Source organism: Brachybacterium sp. ACRRE (assembly GCF_022346485.1).
Classification (GTDB): Bacteria; Actinomycetota; Actinomycetes; order Actinomycetales; family Dermabacteraceae; genus Brachybacterium; species Brachybacterium halotolerans.
The window spans coordinates 22,666-43,596 of sequence record NZ_JAKRMO010000005.1 but is presented as its reverse complement, the minus strand read 5'-3'; the positions used below and the strand labels follow the sequence as shown (position 1 = coordinate 43,596).

18 protein-coding genes are annotated in these 20,931 nt (G+C 71.5%); 11 read left to right on the top strand and 7 right to left on the bottom strand.

From position 1 onward, the window contains the following. Positions 1–85 precede the first annotated feature (85 nt). The 3 genes from nrdH to nrdE are packed head-to-tail and all read left to right on the top strand — an operon-like array spanning position 86 to position 2,909. On the top strand, positions 86–343 hold the full coding sequence (nrdH, locus tag MHY49_RS02485; RefSeq protein ID WP_239202328.1) for a glutaredoxin-like protein NrdH: 258 nt from the start codon (positions 86–88) through the stop codon (positions 341–343). Between the two features lie 29 nt (positions 344–372). Next, positions 373–771, top strand: coding sequence for a class Ib ribonucleoside-diphosphate reductase assembly flavoprotein NrdI (gene nrdI / locus MHY49_RS02480; RefSeq protein ID WP_228359060.1), 399 nt, complete (start codon positions 373–375; stop codon positions 769–771). A 5-nt stretch (positions 772–776) separates the two neighbouring features. Further along, on the top strand, positions 777–2,909 hold the full coding sequence (gene nrdE / locus MHY49_RS02475; RefSeq protein WP_239202326.1) for a class 1b ribonucleoside-diphosphate reductase subunit alpha: 2,133 nt from the start codon (positions 777–779) through the stop codon (positions 2,907–2,909). Between the two features lie 128 nt (positions 2,910–3,037). On the opposite strand, the gene MHY49_RS02470 is transcribed toward nrdE, so the two are convergent. Continuing rightward, positions 3,038–4,036 (bottom strand): NAD(P)-dependent oxidoreductase, encoded by a 999-nt coding sequence (locus MHY49_RS02470; RefSeq protein ID WP_255719184.1) that lies wholly within the window; start codon positions 4,034–4,036, stop codon positions 3,038–3,040. Between the two features lie 99 nt (positions 4,037–4,135). Here MHY49_RS02470 and MHY49_RS02465 point away from each other — a divergent pair, with 99 nt between their 5' ends. The 5 genes from MHY49_RS02465 to MHY49_RS02445 all read left to right on the top strand — a co-directional run bounded on the left by MHY49_RS02465 (position 4,136) and on the right by MHY49_RS02445 (position 9,815). After that, the gene (locus MHY49_RS02465) at positions 4,136–5,218 is read left to right on the top strand and encodes a D-2-hydroxyacid dehydrogenase (protein ID WP_239202324.1); all 1,083 of its coding nucleotides are present in this window, start codon (positions 4,136–4,138) and stop codon (positions 5,216–5,218) included. An 81-nt stretch (positions 5,219–5,299) separates the two neighbouring features. Then, positions 5,300–6,154: an IclR family transcriptional regulator gene (locus MHY49_RS19285; RefSeq protein WP_239202322.1), complete on the top strand. Its 855-nt coding sequence runs from the start codon at positions 5,300–5,302 to the stop codon at positions 6,152–6,154. Positions 6,155–6,278: 124 nt separating this feature from the next. Continuing rightward, positions 6,279–7,682, top strand: a complete 1,404-nt coding sequence (locus MHY49_RS02455; protein ID WP_239202320.1) for an MFS transporter — start codon at positions 6,279–6,281, stop codon at positions 7,680–7,682. A gap of 121 nt (positions 7,683–7,803) precedes the next feature. Then, positions 7,804–8,232, top strand: coding sequence for a DUF485 domain-containing protein (locus MHY49_RS02450; protein ID WP_239202318.1), 429 nt, complete (start codon positions 7,804–7,806; stop codon positions 8,230–8,232). Continuing rightward, the gene (locus MHY49_RS02445) at positions 8,229–9,815 is read left to right on the top strand and encodes a cation acetate symporter (protein ID WP_239202316.1); all 1,587 of its coding nucleotides are present in this window, start codon (positions 8,229–8,231) and stop codon (positions 9,813–9,815) included. Before MHY49_RS02450 ends, MHY49_RS02445 begins: the two co-directional genes overlap by 4 nt. Before the next feature lie 12 nt (positions 9,816–9,827). On the opposite strand, the gene MHY49_RS02440 is transcribed toward MHY49_RS02445, so the two are convergent. From MHY49_RS02440 to MHY49_RS02425, 4 genes are all read right to left on the bottom strand, one after another. Further along, positions 9,828–10,832, bottom strand: a complete 1,005-nt coding sequence (locus MHY49_RS02440; protein WP_239202314.1) for a permease prefix domain 1-containing protein — start codon at positions 10,830–10,832, stop codon at positions 9,828–9,830. Then, entirely contained in the window at positions 10,829–11,200 is a 372-nt protein-coding gene (locus MHY49_RS02435) for a PadR family transcriptional regulator (RefSeq protein WP_239202301.1), read from the bottom strand. Before MHY49_RS02435 ends, MHY49_RS02440 begins: the two co-directional genes overlap by 4 nt. A gap of 109 nt (positions 11,201–11,309) precedes the next feature. After that, positions 11,310–11,960, bottom strand: coding sequence for a response regulator transcription factor (locus MHY49_RS02430; protein ID WP_239202299.1), 651 nt, complete (start codon positions 11,958–11,960; stop codon positions 11,310–11,312). Then, positions 11,948–13,303 carry a sensor histidine kinase gene (locus tag MHY49_RS02425; RefSeq protein WP_239202297.1) on the bottom strand — a complete coding sequence of 452 codons (1,356 nt, stop codon included), beginning with the start codon at positions 13,301–13,303 and terminating at the stop codon, positions 11,948–11,950. Before MHY49_RS02425 ends, MHY49_RS02430 begins: the two co-directional genes overlap by 13 nt. 234 nt (positions 13,304–13,537) lie before the next feature. On the opposite strand from MHY49_RS02425, the gene nrdF reads away from it, so the two are divergent. From nrdF to MHY49_RS02410, 3 genes are all read left to right on the top strand, one after another. After that, entirely contained in the window at positions 13,538–14,509 is a 972-nt protein-coding gene (nrdF, locus tag MHY49_RS02420; protein WP_228359050.1) for a class 1b ribonucleoside-diphosphate reductase subunit beta, read from the top strand. 137 nt (positions 14,510–14,646) lie between these two features. Further along, positions 14,647–14,970: a hypothetical protein gene (locus MHY49_RS02415; RefSeq protein ID WP_239202295.1), complete on the top strand. Its 324-nt coding sequence runs from the start codon at positions 14,647–14,649 to the stop codon at positions 14,968–14,970. 23 nt (positions 14,971–14,993) lie between these two features. Next, positions 14,994–15,518 carry a 4'-phosphopantetheinyl transferase superfamily protein gene (locus tag MHY49_RS02410; RefSeq protein WP_239202293.1) on the top strand — a complete coding sequence of 175 codons (525 nt, stop codon included), beginning with the start codon at positions 14,994–14,996 and terminating at the stop codon, positions 15,516–15,518. Between the two features lie 104 nt (positions 15,519–15,622). Here MHY49_RS02410 and MHY49_RS02405 read toward each other — a convergent pair whose 3' ends face one another. Both MHY49_RS02405 and MHY49_RS02400 read right to left on the bottom strand, forming a co-directional pair. Further along, the gene (locus tag MHY49_RS02405; protein ID WP_239202291.1) at positions 15,623–16,954 is read right to left on the bottom strand and encodes a M1 family metallopeptidase; all 1,332 of its coding nucleotides are present in this window, start codon (positions 16,952–16,954) and stop codon (positions 15,623–15,625) included. Between the two features lie 28 nt (positions 16,955–16,982). After that, complete coding sequence (locus tag MHY49_RS02400; RefSeq protein ID WP_370645949.1) at positions 16,983–20,888, bottom strand: Pls/PosA family non-ribosomal peptide synthetase; 3,906 nt, start codon at positions 20,886–20,888, stop codon at positions 16,983–16,985. Positions 20,889–20,931: the final 43 nt, after the last annotated feature.

The window sequence follows — 20,931 nt, the reverse complement described above, 5'->3', positions numbered from 1 at the left end:
TCCCCGCCCCACACACTCCTTCACGCACCGGATCCCGCAGCGCGGGCGCCGGCGACACGATCCCCACCGAGAAAGGCATCGCCCGATGGCCATCACCGTGTACTCGAAGCCCATGTGCGTCCAGTGCGACGCGACCAAGCGCGCCCTCACCAAGTCGGGCGTCGCCTACGACGTCGTCGACATCACCGAGGACGCCGAGGCGCTCGCCCACGTGAAGTCGATGGGCTACGTGCAGGCGCCCGTCGTGGTCGCCGGTGCGGACCACTGGTCGGGCTTCCGCCCCGACAAGATCAAGGCCGTGGCGGCCGCCGGCGCCGAGGGCGCCCGCGCCGCAGCCATCTGAGCGCTCCCGATCATGCGGAGGTGAGGAGGATGGGAACCCTCGTCTACTTCTCCTCCGTGTCCGGCAACACCCATCGCTTCGTGCAGAAGCTGGACATGCCGGCCAGCAGGATCCCTCTCCATCGCACGGAGGATCCCCTCGTCATGGACGAGGAGTACGTGCTGATGGTGCCGACCTATGGCGGCGGCAACGGACGCGGAGCAGTCCCGAAGCAGGTCATCAAGTTCCTCAACGACGAACGCAACCGGAACCTCATCCGGGGCGTCATCACCGCGGGGAACACGAATTTCGGCGAGGCCTACGGGCTGGCCGGCGAGATCATCTCGGCGAAGTGCCGGGTCCCGCACATGTACAGGTTCGAGCTGCTGGGCACGCCGCGAGACGTGCAGCAGGTCCACGACGGATTGGAAGAGTTTTGGCGACACTGACCGAGATGCCTTCGGTGGAGCATCACAAGTCCCTCGACTATCACGCGCTGAACGCGATGCTGAACCTCTACGGGGCCGACGGGAAGATCCAGTTCGACAAGGATCGTCTCGCCGCCCGTGAGTATTTCCTGCAGCACGTGAACCCCAACACGGTGTTCTTCCACTCCCTGCGGGAGAAGATCGACTACCTCGTCGAGAACGAGTACTACGAGTCCGAGGTGCTGGACCAGTACTCCTTCGACTTCGTCGAGGAGCTGTCGGAGCAGGCCTTCGCGAAGAAGTTCCGCTTCCCGACGTTCCTGGGCGCCTTCAAGTACTACACCTCGTACACGCTGAAGACCTTCGACGGCAAGCGGTACCTCGAGCGCTTCGAGGACCGGGTGGTCATGGTGGCCCTGACCCTCGCCCGCGGTGACGAGGAGCTGGCCCGCCGGATCGTCGACGAGGTGCTCGACGGCCGCTTCCAGCCCGCGACCCCCACGTTCCTCAACGCCGGCAAGGCCCAGCGCGGCGAGCTCGTCTCGTGCTTCCTGCTGCGCATCGAGGACAACATGGAGTCCATCGGCCGCGGCATCAACTCCGCGCTGCAGCTGTCCAAGCGCGGCGGCGGCGTCGCCCTGCTGCTCTCGAACCTGCGCGAGTACGGTGCGCCGATCAAGCACATCGAGAACCAGTCCAGCGGCGTCATCCCCGTGATGAAGCTGCTCGAGGACTCCTTCTCCTACGCGAACCAGCTCGGTGCGCGTCAGGGCGCGGGCGCGGTGTACCTCCACGCGCACCACCCGGACATCATGCGGTTCCTTGACACCAAGCGCGAGAACGCGGACGAGAAGATCCGCATCAAGACCCTCTCGCTGGGCGTCGTGATCCCCGACATCACCTTCGAGCTCGCGAAGAACAACGAGCCGATGTACCTGTTCTCCCCGTACGACGTGGAGCGCGAGTACGGCAAGCCGTACGCGGACGTGTCGATCTCCGAGAACTACCGCGACATGGTCGACAACCCGCGGATCGCGAAGAAGAAGATCAAGGCCCGCGACTTCTTCCAGACCCTCGCGGAGATCCAGTTCGAGTCCGGCTACCCGTACATCATGTTCGAGGACACGGTGAACAAGGCGAACCCGATCGCCGGCAAGGTCACCCACTCGAACCTGTGCTCGGAGATCCTCCAGGTCGCGACCCCGTCGCACATGAACAACGACCTCACCTACGACGAGATGGGTCGCGACATCTCCTGCAACCTGGGGTCGCTGAACATCGCCAAGGCGATGGACTCCCCGGACTTCGAGCGCACGATCAGCACCGCGATCCGCGCGCTGACCGCGGTCTCGGACACCTCGGACATCGAGTCCGTGCCCACGATCGCCGAGGGCAACCGCAAGTCCCACGCTATCGGCCTGGGGCAGATGAACCTCCACGGCTACCTGGCGCGCGAGGGCATCTACTACGGGTCCGACGAGGGCCTGGACTTCACGAACATGTACTTCTACGCGGTCACCTACCAGGCCATCAAGGCCTCCATGGGGCTCGCCAAGGAGCTCGGCGAGACGTTCTACGACTTCGAGAACTCGAAGTACGGGACCGGCGAGTACTTCGACAAGTACACCGATGAGGTGTGGGAGCCGCGCACCGCGAAGGTCCGCGAGCTGTTCGCGAACTCGAACGTGCACCTGCCCAGCCAGGACGACTGGAAGCAGCTGCGCGAGGACGTGAAGGCCCACGGCATGTACAACGCGTACCTGCAGGCGGTCCCGCCGACCGGGTCGATCTCCTACATCAACCACTCGACCTCGTCGATCCACCCGATCGTCTCCAAGATCGAGATCCGCAAGGAGGGGAAGATCGGCCGCGTCTACTACCCGGCGCCGTTCATGACGAACGACAACCTGGAGTACTACCAGGACGCGTACGAGATCGGCTACGAGAAGATCGTGGACACCTACGCCGAGGCCACCAAGCACGTGGACCAGGGCCTGAGCCTCACGCTCTTCTTCCCCGACACCGCCACCACGCGCGACGTCAACAAGGCGCAGATCTACGCATGGCGCAAGGGCATCAAGACCCTCTACTACATCCGCCTGCGGCAGATGGCGATCGAGGGCACCGAGGTCGAGGGCTGCGTCAGCTGCATGCTCTGACGCTCCGCGAGCTCTGATCGGAGCCCCAGGCGCCGTCTCCGGACGGCCGACGGGCCAGGACGGGCGGGTCTCCTGCGGGAGGCCCGCCCGTCCGTGCGTGCGGGGTCTGGCAGTGGGCTCCGGCGCGATCAGCCCCGCTGCTCGGTGAAGCGCCGCGTGGTCGCGAGGTCGCGGTCGCCCAGGCCCGCCTCGACGAGCTCGTCGAACGCCGCACGCAGGGCGGGGAGGAGCGCGCCGTGGGTGCCCGTCGCCTCGGCGATCTCGCCGGCGAAGCGCAGATCCTTGACCATGTACTTCGCGACGCCGGAAGGGGAGTCGTCCCCGGTCACGAACTTCTCGCGCCGCGAGGCCATGAGGTTCGAGCCCGCGTAGCCGCCCTGCAGCAGCTCGAAGAGGGTGCCCAGGTCGAGGCCGCTGCGCTCGGCGAGCACAGTCACCTCGCCGAGGGCGAGCGCGGTGGCGCTGACGATCATCTGGTTGCAGGACTTCGCGACCTCTCCCGCCCCGAGCGGTCCCAGGCGCACCGGGTTCCCGCACGGCGCGAGCAAGCGGGCGGCCTCGGCGGCGTCGTCCTCGGTGCCGCCCAGCATGATGGCGAGCGTGCCCGCCTGCGCGCCGTCCTCGCCCCCGGAGACCGGGCAGTCGACCACGCGCACGCGGCCGCCGCTCTCCGCGGCCAGGCGCTCGCCGAGCTCGCGCACCTGCACGGAGGAGCAGGTCGAGCCGATCATGAGCAGCAGTTCGCCGGCGGAGGCGAGCAGGCCGTCCTCTCCGCCCAGCAGCGGCTCGAGATCCGGCAGATCGGGGAGCATCACGAGGATCGCGTCGACCGCCTCGGCGAGCTCGCGCGGGGTCTGGGCCCACCGTGCTCCCTGCTCGGTGAGCTGCGGCTTCGGCGTGCGGGAGTGGACGGTGAGGGAGCCGTGGGCGCGCAGCAGGTGCTCGGCCATCGGCAGTCCCATGGATCCCAGTCCGAGCACGCCCACGCGCGGGGAGCCGGGTCCGCGAGCCGTCGAGGGCTCGACGGCCGAGTCCTCCGCGTTCTTCGAGTGTTTCGCGTTCTCCGCGCCGTGAGCGGGCGCGACGGGGCGAGCGGGATCGGGGCGGACGTCGTCGTCAGTGCTCATGGCCCGACTCTAACCCGTCGCGCAACACAGGGAACGGTGTCCAACATATTGAACACGCGTTAGGGTGGTCCTGCCTCCCACCCGAGCGAAGGAGCTCCCATGAGCCAGACCCCTCCCGCCGACCGCGAGACGCCCGACGGACGCACGCGCGTCGTGGTCGCCGTCGACCTCCCCGAGGACCTGTGCGCGCTCATCGAGCGCAGCGAGCCGCGCGCCGAGGTGATCCGCGACCACGCGCTCTACCGCCCGCGTCGCGGACCCGCCGACTGGTCGGGCGACCCGGAGCACGTGCGCACGCCCGCGCAGCAGGCCGCCTTCGAGCAGATGGTGGATTCCGCCGACGTGCTCTTCTCGCTGCCCGACGTGGATCCCGCGGCCCTCGCCCGCACCGTCCACGCGAACCCGCATCTGCGCTGGGTGCAGACGATGGCCGCGGGCGGCGGCTCCCAGGTGCGCGCCGCCGGACTCGCCTCTGAGGACCTCGAGCGCATCGCCTTCACGACCACCGCCGGCGTCCACGGCGCGCCGCTCGCCGAGTTCGCCGTGCTCGGGGTGCTCGCCGGCGCGAAGTCCCTCCCGCGCCTGCTCGCCCAGCAGCGCGAGCACGAGTGGAGCGAGCGCTGGGAGATGCGGCACCTCGACGAGATGACCGTGCTCGTCGTCGGTCTCGGCGGCATCGGGAAGGCCTGCGCGGCGCGCTTCAGCGCGCTCGGCGCCCACGTGCTCGGCACGACCCGCAGCGGCGAGGCGGTCGAGGGGGTCGACGAGCTCGTGCCGATCGACGACCTCGCCGACGCCGTCGCCCGCGCCGACGCCGTCGTGCTCACCCTCCCCGGCACCGACGCGACCGAGGGGCTCGTGGGTGAGGACGTGCTCGCGAAGGCGCGCCCGGGGACGATCCTCGTGAACGTCGGGCGCGGCACCGTCGTCGACGAGCCCGCCCTGCTGCGCGCGCTCGAGGACGGCCGCATCGGCTTCGCCGCGCTCGACGTCTTCGCGACCGAGCCGCTGCCCGCGGCGAGCCCCCTGTGGGATCATCCCCATGTCCTGGTCAGCCCGCACACCGCCGCCCTCGACACCCGCGAGGAGGAGAGGATCGTGCGGCTGTTCGTGGACAACCTCGCCCGCCACCTCGACGGACGCCCGCTGCGCAACACTGTGGACACCGTCGAGTTCTACTGAGTGCGGTGGCGCGACGGGCCGACGGGGGCGAGTGCCCCGCGCGGCGCCCGCCGCGCCGACCGCGCAGGGAAGGGGAGCGCCGTGGCGCCCCAGAGCACGAAGACCACCCGTCCTGCGAGCCCGTCGGCCGAGCCCGAGCGCACGTCGGCCGAGCCCGCGCCCGAGCGCGCGTCGGCCGAGCCCCGCGATCCCTCGCCCGCCGTCACCCGATCCCTGCGGATCCTCGGGGCGCTGGAGCGGGCGCGCGGGCCGCTCACCCTCTCCGAGCTCGCGCGCGAGGTCGGCATGGCGAAGTCCTCGGCGTCGAACATCTGCCAGGCGCTCGAGAACGAGGGCATGATCGACCGGGTCGAGAGCGGGTACCGGCTCGGCATCCGCACCGCGGAGCTGGGCGGCGCCTTCGCCTCCCAGTTCAACCAGGTCCGCGAGTTCTTCGCCGCCGTGGAGGGCGATCCGGTGCTGCGCGGGCACGTCGTCCAGATCGCGATGCTGGACGCGCCCGACGCCCTCTACCTCGCCCGGCACGAGGGGCGTCGCCAGCGCCTGGGCACGCCGCTCGGCTCCCGCCTGCCGCTCATCCACTGCGCGGTCGGCAACGCCATGCTCCTCGCCATGGACGACGCCGAGGTGGACGCGGTGCTCGGTGCCGCCGACTTCGCGCCCACCACCGAGGAATCGGTGACCAGCCCCGAGGCCGTGCGCGCGAAGATCGGCGCGGGCCGCGAGCGCGGATTCGCGATCGACCGCGGCGAGTCCTTCCCCGGCATCCACGGCGTCGCCGTCCCGCTCGAGCCCTGGCAGCCCGGGGACCCGCGCATGGCCGTGGGCGTCGCGCTCGCCGCCTCCGAGGCCGGCGACGCCGTGGTCGAGGAGCTCGGCGCCGCGCTGCTGACGCTGGCCGACGCGCTCACCAACCCCCTCTCGCGCCGCCCCTGAGATCCGGGCGTTCAACGGGTTGCACTGCGTTCGCGAATGAGTACAGTAGGGCCATCGGTCGGCCCCATCGGCCGCGCCCGGTCCGGCCCGCTCGGGCCGCCTCGCCCGCATCGAAGGAGATGCCATGAGCTCGACGCCACGCTCCGCCCGCCCCGAGGGCGCCCAGGACATGCCCGAGGCCGAGTACGCCGCGAACCTGCGCCGTGCCACGCTCTCCTCGTCCATCGGCAGCGCGATGGAGTACTTCGACTTCGCGATGTACGGACTGATGACGGCCCTGGTGTTCAACACCCTGTTCTTCCCCGAGGGCAACGCCGCGATGAACACCGTCGCCGCCTTCGGGATCTACGGGGTCGGCTTCGTGGCCCGCCCCTTCGGCGGCCTCTTCTTCGGCGCGCTCGGCGACAAGGTGGGCCGCAAGACCATCCTCGTGATCACGGTGCTGCTGATGGGCGGCGCCTCGACCCTGATCGGCGTGCTCCCCACCTTCCACTCCGCGGGCTACGTCGCCCCGATCCTGCTGGTGATCCTGCGCCTGCTGCAGGGCTTCGGCGCCGGCGCCGAGCAGGCCGGCGCGACCGTGCTCATGGCCGAGTACGCCCCCGTGCGTCGGCGCGGCTTCTTCTCCGCCCTGCCGTTCATCGGCATCCAGGCGGGCACGCTGCTCGCCGGGCTCGTCTTCTCCCTGCTCACCCTGCTGATGCCCGAGGACGCCTTCCTCGCATACGGCTGGCGGCTGCCGTTCCTCGCCTCCTTCGTGCTGATCCTCATCGCCCTGTTCATCCGGGCGAGGCTGCGCGAGACCCCCACCTTCGTCCAGCTGGAGGAGCACGAGCAGATCGCCGATCACCCGATCCGCGAGATCTTCACGACCGGGCGGCCGGGCGTCGTCGTCGGCATCGGTCTGCGCATGGCCGAGAACGGCGGCAGCTACATGTTCCAGTCGCTCGCCCTGGCATTCGTGACCTCCGCGTCGATCGGACTGGACAAGGGCACCGTCGCCTGGGGCGTGACACTCGGCAGCCTCATCGGGATCTTCTCGGTGCCCTTCACCGGCCACCTCTCCGATCGCTTCGGGCGCGTGCCCGTCTACCGCTTCGGCGCCGTGTTCATGCTGCTGTACACGTTCCCCGCCTGGTACCTGCTGTCCGTGGGGACCGAGGGCGTGGCGATCGTCGTGATCGCGATCGGCATCGGCGTGGCCGTGAACTCGATGCTCGGCCCGCAGTGCTCCCTGCTCCCCGAGATGTTCGGGGCCCGGCACCGCTACCTGGGCGTGGCGATGGCCCGCGAGATCTCCGCCGTCCTCGCGGGAGGACTGGCCGGCGTCCTCGGCGCGGCGCTGCTCGCCTGGACCGACAGCAACTGGATCGTGCTCGCCGTCTACATGGCGACCCTCGCCGCCATCACCACCGGCGCGACCTTCCTCGTGCCCGAGACGCGCGGCCGGGACCTGCTGAAGGAGGCCGACGCCCTGCGCCTCTCCGATGAGGAGCACGACCACCGGATCACCGCCGCGGCGAGCTGACCGCCGCGGCGGGCGACACCTGCGGCCCCTCCGGCGTCGGGCGTGTGATGCACGATACATTGGGCGCATCGCGGTCTCCCCCCGCGATCCCCCTGTGCACGTCCGAGCAAAGGAGCCCGGCATGTCAGAGTCCGCATCCCTGCCCGATCCCAGATCCTCGGGTCCCGCCCCGCTCGGGGATTCCTCCTCCGTCGGCGCCCGCAGCCTCGCCGTCCAGCAGTCCGAGGACTTCCAGCAGCTGCGCCGTTCGTTCCTCACTTTCATCGTGCCCATCACGGTGCTGTTCCTGGTCTGGTACCTGCTGTACGTGATCCTCGCGGGCTGGACCCACGAGTTCTTCGCGATCACGGTCTTCGGGAACATCACCGTCGGCCTGCTGTTCGGTTTCGGCCAGGTGATCACCACCTTCGTGATCACCATGCTCTACCGCTGGTGGGCCGATCGGCGCTACGACCCCCACGCGGAGGCGATCCGCGCCGAGATGGAGAGCGGGGAGATCCTCGAGGACTCCGCCCGCTCCGCCGACGGGGAGGAGGGCGAGCTGCGATGAGCCACGAGATCAACCCCGTCATCAACATGATCGTGTTCGCGCTGTTCGTCGCGTTCACGCTGTTCATCGTCTTCCGCGTCTCCCGCCAGAAGGCGAGCGCCGCCGAGTTCTACGCCGGCAACCGCTCGTTCTCCGGGCCGCAGAACGGCATCGCGATCTCCGGCGACTATCTCAGCGCCGCGAGCTTCCTGGGCATCTGCGGCGCGATCGCCATGGCCGGCTACGACGGCTTCCTCTACTCGATCGGCTTCCTCGTCGCCTGGCTGGTCGCGCTCCTGCTGGTCGCCGAGCTGCTGCGCAACACCGGCAAGTTCACGATGGCCGACGTCCTCTCCTTCCGCCTGAACCAGCGCCCCGTGCGCCTGGCGGCCTCGCTGACCACGCTCGCCGTCTGCTTCTTCTACCTCATCGCCCAGATGGCCGGCGCGGGCGGGCTCGTCGCGCTGCTCCTCGGCCTCGAGGGCAAGCTGCCCACGGCGCTGACCGTGGTGGTCGTCGGCGTGCTGATGATCGTCTACGTGATCGTCGGCGGCATGAAGGGCACCACCTGGGTGCAGATCATCAAGGCGGTGCTGCTCGTGGTCGGCGTCGCGATCCTCGCGATCATGGTCATGGGGCGCTATGGCTTCAACTTCTCCGCCGTGCTCGATCAGGCGATCGCCATGTCGCCCGACGGGGACGCGATCCTCACGCCCGGCCTGAAGTACCCCAACCCCGTGGACTTCCTGTCGCTCGGGCTCGCGCTGGTCCTGGGCACCGCGGGCCTCCCGCACGTGCTCATGCGCTTCTACACGGTGCCCAGCGGCAAGGAGGCGCGCCGCTCGGTGGTCTGGGCGATCTGGATCATCGGCATCTTCTACGTGCTCACCCTGATCCTCGGCTACGGCGCCGCGGCCCTCGTCGGCCCCGAGGTGCTCGGGGATCCCGCGACGCCCGGCGGGGAGAACGCGGCGGCCCCGCTGCTCGCGCTCGCCCTCGGCGGACCGGTGCTGATGGCCGTGGTCTCCGCGATCGCCTTCGCGACGATCCTCGCGGTGGTCGCGGGCCTCGCGATCACGGCGGCCACGAGCTTCGCGCACGACATCTACGCCTCCGTGATCCGCGGCGGCGAGGTCCCCGCGGACGACGAGGTGAAGATCGCCCGCTGGACGGTCGTCGCGATCGGGATCCTCGCGATCGTGGGCGGCGTGGTGGCCCTCGGGCAGAACGTCGCCTTCCTGGTGGCGCTCGCCTTCGCGGTCGCCGCGAGCGCCAACCTGCCCACCATCCTCTTCTCCCTGTTCTGGCGACGGTTCAACACCGGCGGCGCGCTGTTCTCGATGATCGGCGGGCTCGCGGCCTGCCTCATCCTGATCGTGCTCTCCCCGGCCGTCTCCGGCAACGAGAAGGCGATGTTCCCCGGCGCCGACTTCGACCTGTTCCCGCTCTCCAACCCCGGCATCGTCTCGATCCCGCTGGGCTTCCTGCTCGGGATCGTCGGCACCCTCGTCACCAAGCCCGCGCCCGACCACGACGTGAAGGCCGCCGAGATGGAGGTCCGCGCGTTCACCGGCGCCGGGGCCGAGAAGGGGTCCGAGCACTGAGGCCGGGCGGAGTCACGCCCGTCGGCGCCGTGCCTCCTCAGGTGGCGTGAGGGCGCCGTCGACCGCCCACAGCGCGCCGAACAGCACGGCGGCGACGGGCCACACCATCCAGGCGCGGTCCCAGGCCTCCCCGAGGAAGCCCCATGCCAGGAAGATCGCTGTGACCAGCGGCCAGTACCCGGCGGAGATCGCGCGGATCGCGGGATGGACGCTGGTCTCCGGGGAGTCGTCGGGGACCTGCTCGAGGGTGTCGGCGACACCGTCGGCCCATCCTCGGCCGATGAGGACCCAGAGTCCTGTCGCGACCATCATCAGGGTCAGGCACACGCCGTACAGGGGCAGCATCGAGTGCGCAGAGGTTGCCGCGAAGGAGGTCACGAGGATCGGGACGGCGCACAGGATCCACAGCGAGACTGCGATCGCGAAGGCGCGCGCCGAGGCCCCGCGATGCTCCTGACGCAGGTCCTTCGCCAGGGCGAGGACCTCCGGCGAAGGGGCCAGGCGGCCCGCCTCGATGTCCTCGACCTCCGCCATCAGGGTGCGGCGGCGCACCTGCATCACGATCCCGGCCGCGACGAGCGCCAAGAGAAGCGTGAGCCCCGCGCCGACCGCCCAGCGCGCCGGCCCGTCTGCGCCGTTGGTGAGCGCGATCCCCAGCAGCAGCGGGACGGGGCAGAGCACGAACAGCGGGACCGAGGCGGCCGCGAGCGACTGCGTCGAGCGGAACGTCTCGACGTACTCCTGGGCCCGTGCGAGGGACAGTCGCGGCGCGGCGGGTGCACGGCCCTGGTCTCCCCGCAGCTCGGCGTCGATGCCGAGCACGGGCGCGACCTCCTCGAGGGTGCCGAACTCGGCGATCACCCGGCCCACCGCCTGGGACTCGCTGAGCCCGCCGGCGATCAGGTCCTGTTGCTGATCCTCCATCATGGCGCGCAGCTCGGTGCGGGCCTCGCGCAGCCGGGGGGAGTCCGGGTAGGGGGAGAAGAGGGTGTCGAGATAGGAGTCGATGACGCTCATGGCAGCTCCTGCGGGGCGGTGGCGAGCGAATCGCCGACGGCGGATGGAGGGAGGGCGAGGCGGTCGACGAGGGCACGGGTGCTGAGCCACTCGGCGCGCTTGGCGTCCAACTGAGCGCGTCCCTCGTCGGTGAGGGAGTAGTAGGTGCGCGGCTTCCCCGTGGGGGAGAGGCCCTCGGCGGCGTCCAGGAGCCCCTGGGACTCGAGGCGCTTGACGGCCGTGTAGAGAGTGGTCTGCTTGACCACGTACTCGCCCTCGGAACGATCGCTGATGGTCCGGGAGATCTCGTAGGCGTAGGAGGGGGCGTCCTCGAGGATGGCGAGCACGATCAGGTCGATATGACCGCGGATCGCATCGGCACCGATCATCCGGCCCTCCTTCGGGTGCGGGCATAGCGCCCGCGGCGCCGTGCACCGCCCAACGTACTACGGCAGACGTAGTAAGGGAAGGGGCGCCGGAGGATGCCGGTGGGAGAGGTCAGCCCCCGCGAGGACCCAGCAGGGTGAGCACCGCCATCACCCGCCGATGGACGCTCGCGTCGGGGCTCAGCCCGAGCTTCGCGAACAGGCGCTGGGTGTGCTTCTCCACGGCGCCCTCGGTGACCACCAGGCGTTCCGCGATCCCGGCGTTGGTGAGGCCCTCGCCCATGAGCTCGAGGACCTCGCGCTCGCGCGGGGTGAGCTCGTCGAGAGGGGAGCGGCGCTGGGAGGCGAGGACCTGCGCGATGACGTCGGGGTCCATGACGACGCCGCCACCCGCCACCCGCTCGACGGACTCGAGGAAGCGGCCGATGTCGCTCACCCGGTCCTTGAGCAGGTAGCCGGTCGCCGGGGTGCCGGCGCCGATCAGCTCGGCCGCGTAGGCGACGACGACGTACTGGCTGAGCAGCATGATCGGGGCCTCGGGCCAGGTGCGGCGGATCTCGTGGGCGGCGCGCAGGCCCTCGTCGCTGTGGCTCGGGGGCATGCGGATGTCCGCGATGACGAGGTCGGGCCGGTGCTCGAGGGCGCGGGCCACGAGCTCCGTGCCGTCGGCCGCGGAGTCCACGACGTCGTGCCCGGCGTCCTCGAGCAGCAGGCGCAGTCCCTCGCGCAGCAGCGCGGAGTCGTCGGCGATCACGAGGCGCACGGGATCACCGCCTCGATCCGGGTGCCCTGTCCGGCGGGGGAGTCGACCTGCAGCGTCCCCTCGAGCGAGGCGACGCGGCCCGCGAGTCCGGCGAGGCCGTGGCCGGCGGAGATGCTCGCGCCTCCGCTGCCGTCGTCGACGATCACGGTGCGCGCGCTGCCCGCCTCGCGGCTCACGCGCACCTGCACGGCGCTCGCCCCGGAGTGCTTGGCGGCGTTCGCGAGGGCCTCGGAGACCACGTAGTAGATGCCGATCTTCACGTGCTCGGGGAGGTCGATCTGCGGGCAGTCGACCGTGGCGGGCACGGGGCACAGGGCGGCGCGCTCGGCGAGGGCCGCCGCGAGGCCCCTGTCCACGAGGATCGGCGGGGCGATCCCGCGGGAGAGCCGACGCAGGTCCTCGAGGGTCGTGCCCAGCATCTCGCGGGTCTCCGCGAGGATGCTGCGGGATCGCTCGGGGTCCGACGGGGCGAGGCGCTCGGCGCGGGCCAGGTCCATCGTCGCCCGCACGATCCCCTGCTGGGGCCCGTCGTGCAGGTCCCGTTCGAGCCGGCGCAGGGACTCGGACTCCGCGGCGCGCCCGGCGTCGCGCGACTCCTCGGTGCGGGCCAGGCGCTGCTGCTCCTCGAAGCGGGAGCTCAGCAAGCCGTAGCCCACCGCGTGGTGCACCGCCGTCACGCCCCGGGCGACGGGGTAGGCGGTGAGCAGGAAGAACAGGCCGCCCGCGAACTGCAGGCCGAGGTCGATGCCCGTGGCCAGGGCGCCGTGGAAGCCGATCAGCTCGCCGAGGCCGTTCATCTCGTCCGCGGGCAGGACCAGGCGCAGGATGATCGAGGCGAGCGGCGCCAGCACCGTGCCCAGGGCTCCTGCGAACCACGCGACCATGACGGGGAACGTGACGGCGCTCAGCAGCAGGTGCACGAGGGTCCACAGGCAGTCCAGCCAGGACTGAGGATCCGCGAGCGGGGTGAGCATGCGGCGAACCCAGCCGGCGTCGGGCGCCGCGCGTCGGCGCATGGGCCGCGGCAGGGGGCGCTGCAGCAGGACCCGCTGCATGCCCCGCTCGGCGCCCGCGAAGCCCCGGGCGACCATGAGCGCGGCGATCAGGATCGGCAGGCCCACCCAGACCACGACCGTGCCCACGCCCACCGCGAGCAGGGTGATGGTCAGGACGAATCCGACGATGCCCAGCACAAAGGCGGGAACCGCGTAGAGGAAGGCGCGCACGATCGTCCCCGCCCAGCGGGCGAGGAAGCTGCGGTGCTCGGCGGCCTCGGGCGCGCCGTCGACGGGCATCGTCGATCCGGAGGTCGGGGAGGGAGCATGCGTCGAGGAGGAGGTCATGGCTCGAGTCTTGTCGTCGGGAGGCCGGAGCCCCATCCTGTCACCCGGTCGATGCGCTGTCGGGCTGGCCCGACGAGTCCCCGATGGGGGCCGATGCGACCGCGTCGGAGCCCCGACGGTCGACTCCGCCACAGACGCGCTGGGCGGCCTGGAGGTCCGCCCGGGAGGCCGCTCACGGCACCTAGACTGGGGAGCGACGACCCCAAGCATCCCCAGAGCGAACGTGAGGCAGCGGTGAACTCCGATCACCTGAAGACGTCGGTCCAGGCCATCAACTGGAACCGCATCCCCGACCCCAAGGACCTCGAGGTCTGGGACCGTCTGACCGGGAACTTCTGGCTCCCCGAGAAGGTTCCGATCAGCAACGACATCCAGTCCTGGGGGCGCCTCAGCGAGGGCGAGCAGACCCTCACGATGCGCGTCTTCACCGGCCTGACGCTGCTGGACACGGTGCAGGGCACCGTCGGCGCGGTCTCGCTCATCCCCGACGCGGTGACCCCGCACGAGGAGGCGGTGTACACGAACATCGCGTTCATGGAGTCCGTGCACGCGAAGTCGTACTCGCAGATCTTCTCGACGCTCTCGCACACCAAGCAGATCGACGAGGCCTTCCGCTGGAGCGAGCACAACGAGGCGCTGCAGAAGAAGGCCCGGATCGTCATGGGCTACTACCAGGGCGACGACGCGGAGAAGCGGAAGGTCGCCTCGACGCTGCTCGAGTCCTTCCTCTTCTACTCCGGCTTCTACCTGCCCATGTACTGGTCCAGCCACGGCGAGCTGACCAACACGGCCGACGTGATCCGCCTGATCATCCGCGACGAGGCCGTGCACGGCTACTACATCGGCTACAAGTTCCAGAAGGCGATGGAGAAGGCGTCCTCCCAGCGCCAGGAGGAGCTCAAGGACTACACGTTCTCCCTCCTCATGGACCTCTACGACAACGAGGAGGAGTACACCGAGGATCTGTACGACCCGGTCGGCTGGACCGAGGACGTCAAGATGTTCCTGCGCTACAACGCGAACAAGGCGCTCATGAACCTCGGCTACGACCCGCTGTTCCCGCAGGACCAGACCGAGGTCAACCCCGCGATCCTCGCGTCCCTCTCCCCGAACGCCGACGAGAACCACGACTTCTTCTCGGGCTCCGGCTCGAGCTACGTCATGGGCAAGGCCGTCGACACCGAGGACGACGACTGGGACTTCTGATCCACTGACCGCGCACGTCGCCGGGGATCCCCGCCGACGGCGCGCACGCGAGGCCCGGACCTGCAGCCTTCTGCGGGTCCGGGCCTTTCGCATGCGGGGCACTGGTGCTTTGCGCGCGGGAGGTCCACAGTGGTGCCATGAACACGCAAGAGGCCCTGATCACTGCGGATCTGGCCCGTGCGGCTCGGGCTCTCGCCCAGGTCTCGCTCGCCGATCTCGCCGAGCACACCGACATCGACCTCCAGAGGCTGCGCGCCATCGAGCAGGGGCGGATCCTCGCCACGGCGGAGGAGAGCGGCCTGCTGCACCGCGCCTTCGCGGAGTTCGGCGTCGAGCTGCTGCCCGTGGACGAGCACGCCGGCGTGGGCTACGGCGTGCGCCAGAAGTTCAACCCGCGCACCGTCACCCGCCTGGAGAACTGGGAGAACGAGGGCGGCCCCGCGGGCGAGGACGACATCTGAGCGGCCCGTATCCTGGGGCGGCCATGACCGCTCGCGCCGCCCACCAGCACCGTCACGAGTCCCCGCTCGTCACCCTGCATCGCGCCGAGGATGACGCCGATGCGGTCCTGCGCGCGCGCATCGCCGAGACCTGCGGCGCGGAGGAGGCGGCGGTGCGCACAGGTCGGCACTGCCGACGATGCGGCTCCTCGGCGCACGGCCGGCCCTGGGCCCGCATCGACGCCGCGTCCGACATCCCCGTGAGCATCTCCCGCTCCGGCGCGCACCTGGTCACGGCCGTGCGACGCGAGGGTCCGGTGGGCGTGGACATCGAGTCCGTCGCCGCCGTCGACCGACTGTGGTCGCCCGACCTCGTGCTGCACCCGAGCGAGCGCGGGCTCGATCGCACGCCGGAGGATCGGGCGCGCCTGTGGGCGGGCAAGGAGGCGGTCCTCAAGGCGCTCGGCGTCGGGCTCGCCCGCGCGATGCCCACGATCGCGCTCGCCGACTTCGCCGTCGAGGACCTGCCGGCTCCGCCGGGGCACGTGATCGCCTGCGCGCGGCTGTGATGCCGCGGTGCGGCCGTGCCGGTGATGCCGGCGGCGCCGGCCACGGTCCCGACCGTCGGCCTGCCGTCCGACGCGCCCCGTCGGCCTGTCCTCTCCGCGCCGGATCAGGCCGGTCGCGGGCACTCCGGCAGCGGCAGCGACTCGAGCCATGCCTCGGCGAGGTCCCCGAGCTCCTGCCCGCTCTCGCGCTCCGCGTGCTCGAGCAGCATCGCGGTGGTGACGTTCCCACCGGCGTGCTCGGCGAGGAAGGAGCGCAGGAGCGCGAAGAACGCGCCGTCGCCCACGCGCATCCGCAGGGCGTGCACGGTGAGGGCGCCGCGCTTGTAGACCCGGTCGTCGAACATGAGCTCGGGCCCGGGATCGGCGAGCAGCAGGTCCTGGGGGAGCTCGGCGAGCAGGGCGTGGTGCTTCTCGACCTCGGCCTGCACGGTGGAGACGCCGGAGCGCTCGGCCCACAGCCACTCGCAGTAGCAGGCGAAGCCCTCGTGCAGCCAGATGTCCTTCCACGCGGAGAGGGTGACGGCGTTGCCGAACCACTGGTGGGAGAGCTCGTGGGCGATCAGGCGCACCGACTCCCAGTCGGTGTCCACGAGGTTCGCGCCGAAGGTCGAGAGGCCCTGTGACTCGAGCGGGATCTCGAGGTCGTCCTCGGTGATCACCGCCGTGTACGAGGCGAACGGGTAGGGCCCGAAGAGCTCGGCGAAGAAGGTGAGCATCTCGCCCTGGCGGGCGAAGGAGCCCAGGAGGTCGTCCGGGGTCGTGCCCAGCGGGACGAGGGTGCGCACGGGCACGTCGGCGCGGGCGATGTCGACGGGGGAGTAGCGGCCGATCTGCACCGTGGCCAGGTACGTGGCCATGGGCACGCGCTGCTGGTAGGTCCACGTGGTGACCGCGCTGCGGCGGCGCGTGCCCTCGAGCTCGCCCGCGGCGGCGACCCAGTAGTCCGGCGGGGCGCCGAGGTGCAGCGTGTACGTCGCCTTGTCGTCGGGCCGGTCGTTGCAGGGGAACCACGAGGGCGCCCCGTGGGGCTGCGCGGAGACGATGACGCCGTCGGTCAGCTCCTCCCAGCCCGTCGCCCCGAGCACCCGCGAGGGCACCGGTCGCGGCTTGCCGGAGTACTTCACCCGCAGCACGAACTCCTGGTCGGCGACGATCGGCGTGCGCACGGTGAGCGTGCCGGAGCGGTGGGTGGTCTTCACGGCCCGGCCGTCGACCTGCACCTTCTGGGCGCTCAGACCGTACAGGTCCACACGGATCGAGTCCGCGTCCGCGAGGGCGCGGCAGTGCAGCGTCGCCTCGCCCTCGAGCCGGTTGGTGTCGACCTTGTAGACGAGATCGAGGTCGTAGTGCTCGACGCCGTAGGAGCGGTCGCCGTGCCCCGGGACGTAGGGGTCCGCGCCGTCGCCGCCCTGCGCGTGCGCGCCGTGCTCCCTCATGCGCCGAATCCCCTCACGCTGCGTCCCCTCATGCGTCGTCCTCCCACGGTCCGATCGGATTGCCCTGCCAGCGAGTCCCTGCGGGCACGCTCTCGCCGCGCATCACCAGGGACACCGGGCCCACGGTCGCATGCCGGTCGATCCGCGCCGCAGGGAGGATCACGCTGCCGGGGCCGAGGGTCGCGCCCTCGGCCAGCACGACCGTGTCCATGCTGAGCACGCGGTCGTGGAACAGGTGGGTCTGCACCACGCAGCCGCGGTTCACGGTCGCGCCGTCGCCGAGCTCGATGAGATCGGTCTCGGGCAGCCAGTACGACTCGCACCAGACGCCGCGGCCGATGCGGGCGCCGAGCGCGCGCAGCCACCAGTTCAGGGCGAGCGTACCGGTCGTGGCGCGTGCGAACCACGGCGCGGCCAGCACCTCGGTGAAGGTGTCGGCAAGCTCATTGCGCCACACGAACGACGTCCACAGCCCGTGCTCGCCCTCCCGGTGGCGGCCGACGATCAGCCACTTCGCGAGGACCGACACCACCGCGGCGGCGACCGAGCCGGCGAGCAGCACCGGCCCGCCCAGCAGCACGGCGGCGCCGAGCCCGTGCCGGTCCACGAGCACGAGCAGGGTCGCGCCGACCGCGGCCCACAGCACCACGGCCAGCAGCATCGGCAGGATCCGGCAGGTCTCGACGATCCCGCGGAAGATTCGCAGCCTGCGGGAGGGCGCGTACGTGCGGGACTCGTCGGCCTCGCTCCCGGCGCGGCGCAGGCGCCGCGGCGGGCTGCCCATCCAGGAGCCGCCGGCCTTCGCCGAGGTCCGACGGGGCGCGGCCGACAGCACGGCGACCAGGGACTTCTTGGGAACCTTGCGTCCCGGGGCGAGCATGCCGGAGTTGCCCACGAAGGCGCGCTTGCCGACCTTCACCCGCTCCACGCGGATCCACCCGCCGCCGAGCTCGTAGGGGCCCACCATGGTGTCGTCGGCCAGGAAGGCGTGGTCGCTGACCTGCACGAGGCTCGGGATGAGCAGCACGGTCGAGGCCTCGACGCCCTTGCCCACGCGCGCGCCGAGGGCGCGCAGCCAGAGCGGGGTGAGCGCACCCGAGTAGAGGGGGAACAGCCAGCTGCGGGCCTCGTCCAGGAGGCGCAGCGTGCCCCAGATCTGCACGCCCGGCAGGGAGCGCACGGGATGGTGGCCGGGACGGATGCCGAGCGCGAAGAGCCGGGTGAGGGCCAGCACCAGCAGGATCAGCAGGAGGTAGCCGACGAGCGCGGACACCGGCAGCCAGGGCAGCGCCGCGAGGACCGCCCCGCCGAGGGTCGGCGCGGAGGCGATCGCGGGCAGCGCCACGGCGCCGCCCGCGGCGACGGCCACGGCGGGAAGGGCCGCGATGACCAGGGCGACGAGCGCGTAGACGCCCTGCCAGAGCGGTCCGCGGTGCGGGTGCTCGCTGGACCAGGGTCCGCGGGCGCGGGCCTTCCTGCGGCCGGGGGAGCCGGACCAGAACTCGCCCGCGGGGACGTCGCCGAGCACGGCTGATCCCGGGGCGATCTCCGCGTCCCTGCCCACGTGCGCGCCGGGTCCCAGGGTGCTGCGGGCACCGATGCGGGCGCGCTTGCCGATGCGCACCGCGCCGATGTGCAGGGTGTCGCCGTCGATCCAGGTGCCCGCGAGGTCGACCTCCGGCTCGACGGAGGCGCCGGCGCCGATGTGCAGCAGGCCGGTGACCGGCGGCAGCGCGTGCAGATCCGCGTCGCGCCCGATCCGCGCCCCGAGCAGGCGCGCGTAGTACGGGACCCAGGGGGCGCCCGCCAGACCGAGCGCCCCGAGCTCCTCCTGGAGGCGCTCGGCGCACCACAGGCGCAGGTGCGCGAGGCCTCCGCGCCGGTGGGCGCCGGGCCGTCGGATCCCGGCGAGCAGCAGCCGCGCGAGCAGGGCGGCGAGGGTCATCCGCACGGGAGGCACGAGCAGCACGATCGCCGCCGGGAGGAGCACGGCGAGCGGGAGGGCCGGCGCCCAGGCGACGCCGAGCAGGCCGGAGGCGAGGGTCGAGGCGATCATCAGCCAGGTGAGCCAGCGCAGCGCCGCGATCGCCCGCAGCGGCAGCAGCAGGACCAGCTGGGCGGCCTGGAAGCCGCGGCGCAGAGGAGGCGCCTCGTCCTCGTTGCGGGCGCTCGAGGTGCCCATCGCGTCCAGTGCGGCCGCGAGGGAGGCGATCGTGGAGTGCGCGTAGACGTCGGCGACGGCGACCTCCGGGTGCATCTCCCGCAGCCGGCCGACGACCTGCGCGGCCGTGAGCGAGCCGCCGCCGAGGTCGAAGAAGTCGTCGCGCACCGAGGTGGCGCGGGCGCCCAGCACGTCGGACCAGATCTCGGCGATCCAGGCGGCGGTGCCCTCGAGGTCGCGGGCGGACCCCGGGGCCGACGGCAGGGGCCAGGGCAGGGCGTCGCGGTCGACCTTCCCGGAGGTGCGCGTGGGCATGTCCTCGACCACGGCCAGGCGCGGCACGAGCGCGGCGGGCATGCGCTCGCGCAGCAGGCCGCGGGCGGCGTCCGCGTCGAAGGAGGCGTCGGCCGTGAGGTACCCGACCAGGAGCTTGTTGCCGGTCTTCGTGGAGCGGACGGCCGCCGCCGCGGAGACCACGCCGGGCAGGCGCAGCAGCTGGTCGTCGATCTCGCCGAGCTCGATGCGGCGGCCGCCGAGCTTGATCTGGTCGTCGGCGCGCCCCGCGAACAGCAGCCCGTCCGGGTCGTTGACCACGCGGTCGCCGGAGCGGTAGGCGCGGTCCCAGCCGAGGGTGGGCATGGGCGCGTACTTCTCGGCGTCCTTCGCGGGGTCCAGGTATCGGGCGAGCCCCACGCCGCCGATGATGAGCTCGCCGGTGGCTCCCGCCTCGACCGGCTCGCCCTGCTCGTCGACGACGGCGAGGTCCCAGCCGTCCAGGGGGAGGCCGATGCGCACCGGATCGGTGCCGTCGAGCTGCGCGGCGCAGGCGACGACCGTGGCCTCCGTCGGCCCGTAGGTGTTCCAGACCTCCCGGCCGGGGGCCTGGAGGCGCGCTGCGAGCTCGGGCGGGCAGGCCTCGCCGCCCATGATGAGCAGGCGCACGGCCTCGAGCGAGGAGTCCGGCCACAGCGAGACCAGGGTGGGGACGGTCGAGACGATGGTGACGGAGTTCGCGAGCAGCCAGGGGCCGACGTCGACCCCCGAGCGGACCAGGGAGCGCGGCGCCGGGACGAGGCAGGCCCCGTGGCCCCAGGCCAGCCACATCTCCTCGCAGCTCGCGTCGAAGGCGACGGACAGGCCCGCCATCACGCGGTCGCCCGGGCCCAGCGGTGCGTCCTGCAGGAACAGTCGCGACTCGGCGTCGACGAAGGCGGCGGCGCTGCGGTGGGAGACGGCCACGCCCTTGGGCTTGCCGGTCGATCCCGAGGTGAAGATGATCCAGGCGTCGTCCTCGGGGGAGGGGGCCACGGGCTCGACGGTGCCGTCGGGTGCTCCGGAGGGCGGGCCGGCCGCGTCGGCAGCGCCCGTCGGCGTGAGCGCGAGGTCGTCGCCGAGCACCGCGGCCACGGCCGAATCCTCGAAGACCACGCGAGCGCGCTCGTCGGGGTCCTCGGCGTCCACGGGGACGTAGGCGGCGCCCGCGAGCAGCGTGCCGATGATCGCGATGTACAGGTCGGGGGTGCCGGAGGTGATGCGCACGCCCACGCGGGAGCCGGGGCCCACGCCGATCGCGGCGAGGCGGCCCGCGAGCTCGGTCGCGGCGGCGTCCAGCTGGGAGTAGGTGAGGGGCTCGAGGCCCGTGTCGATCGCGAGGGCGTCACCGTGGGCGGCGACGGTCGCGCGGAAGACGTCGACGAGGGTGCGGGGAGAGGGGGCGCGATCTCCCGCGAGGAGCGAGGGCAGTGGGGGTGTCACAGCACGATTGTCCGCCATGGACACGCGGATCGCGGAAGCGACGTGAGTGATCCGTACTGGT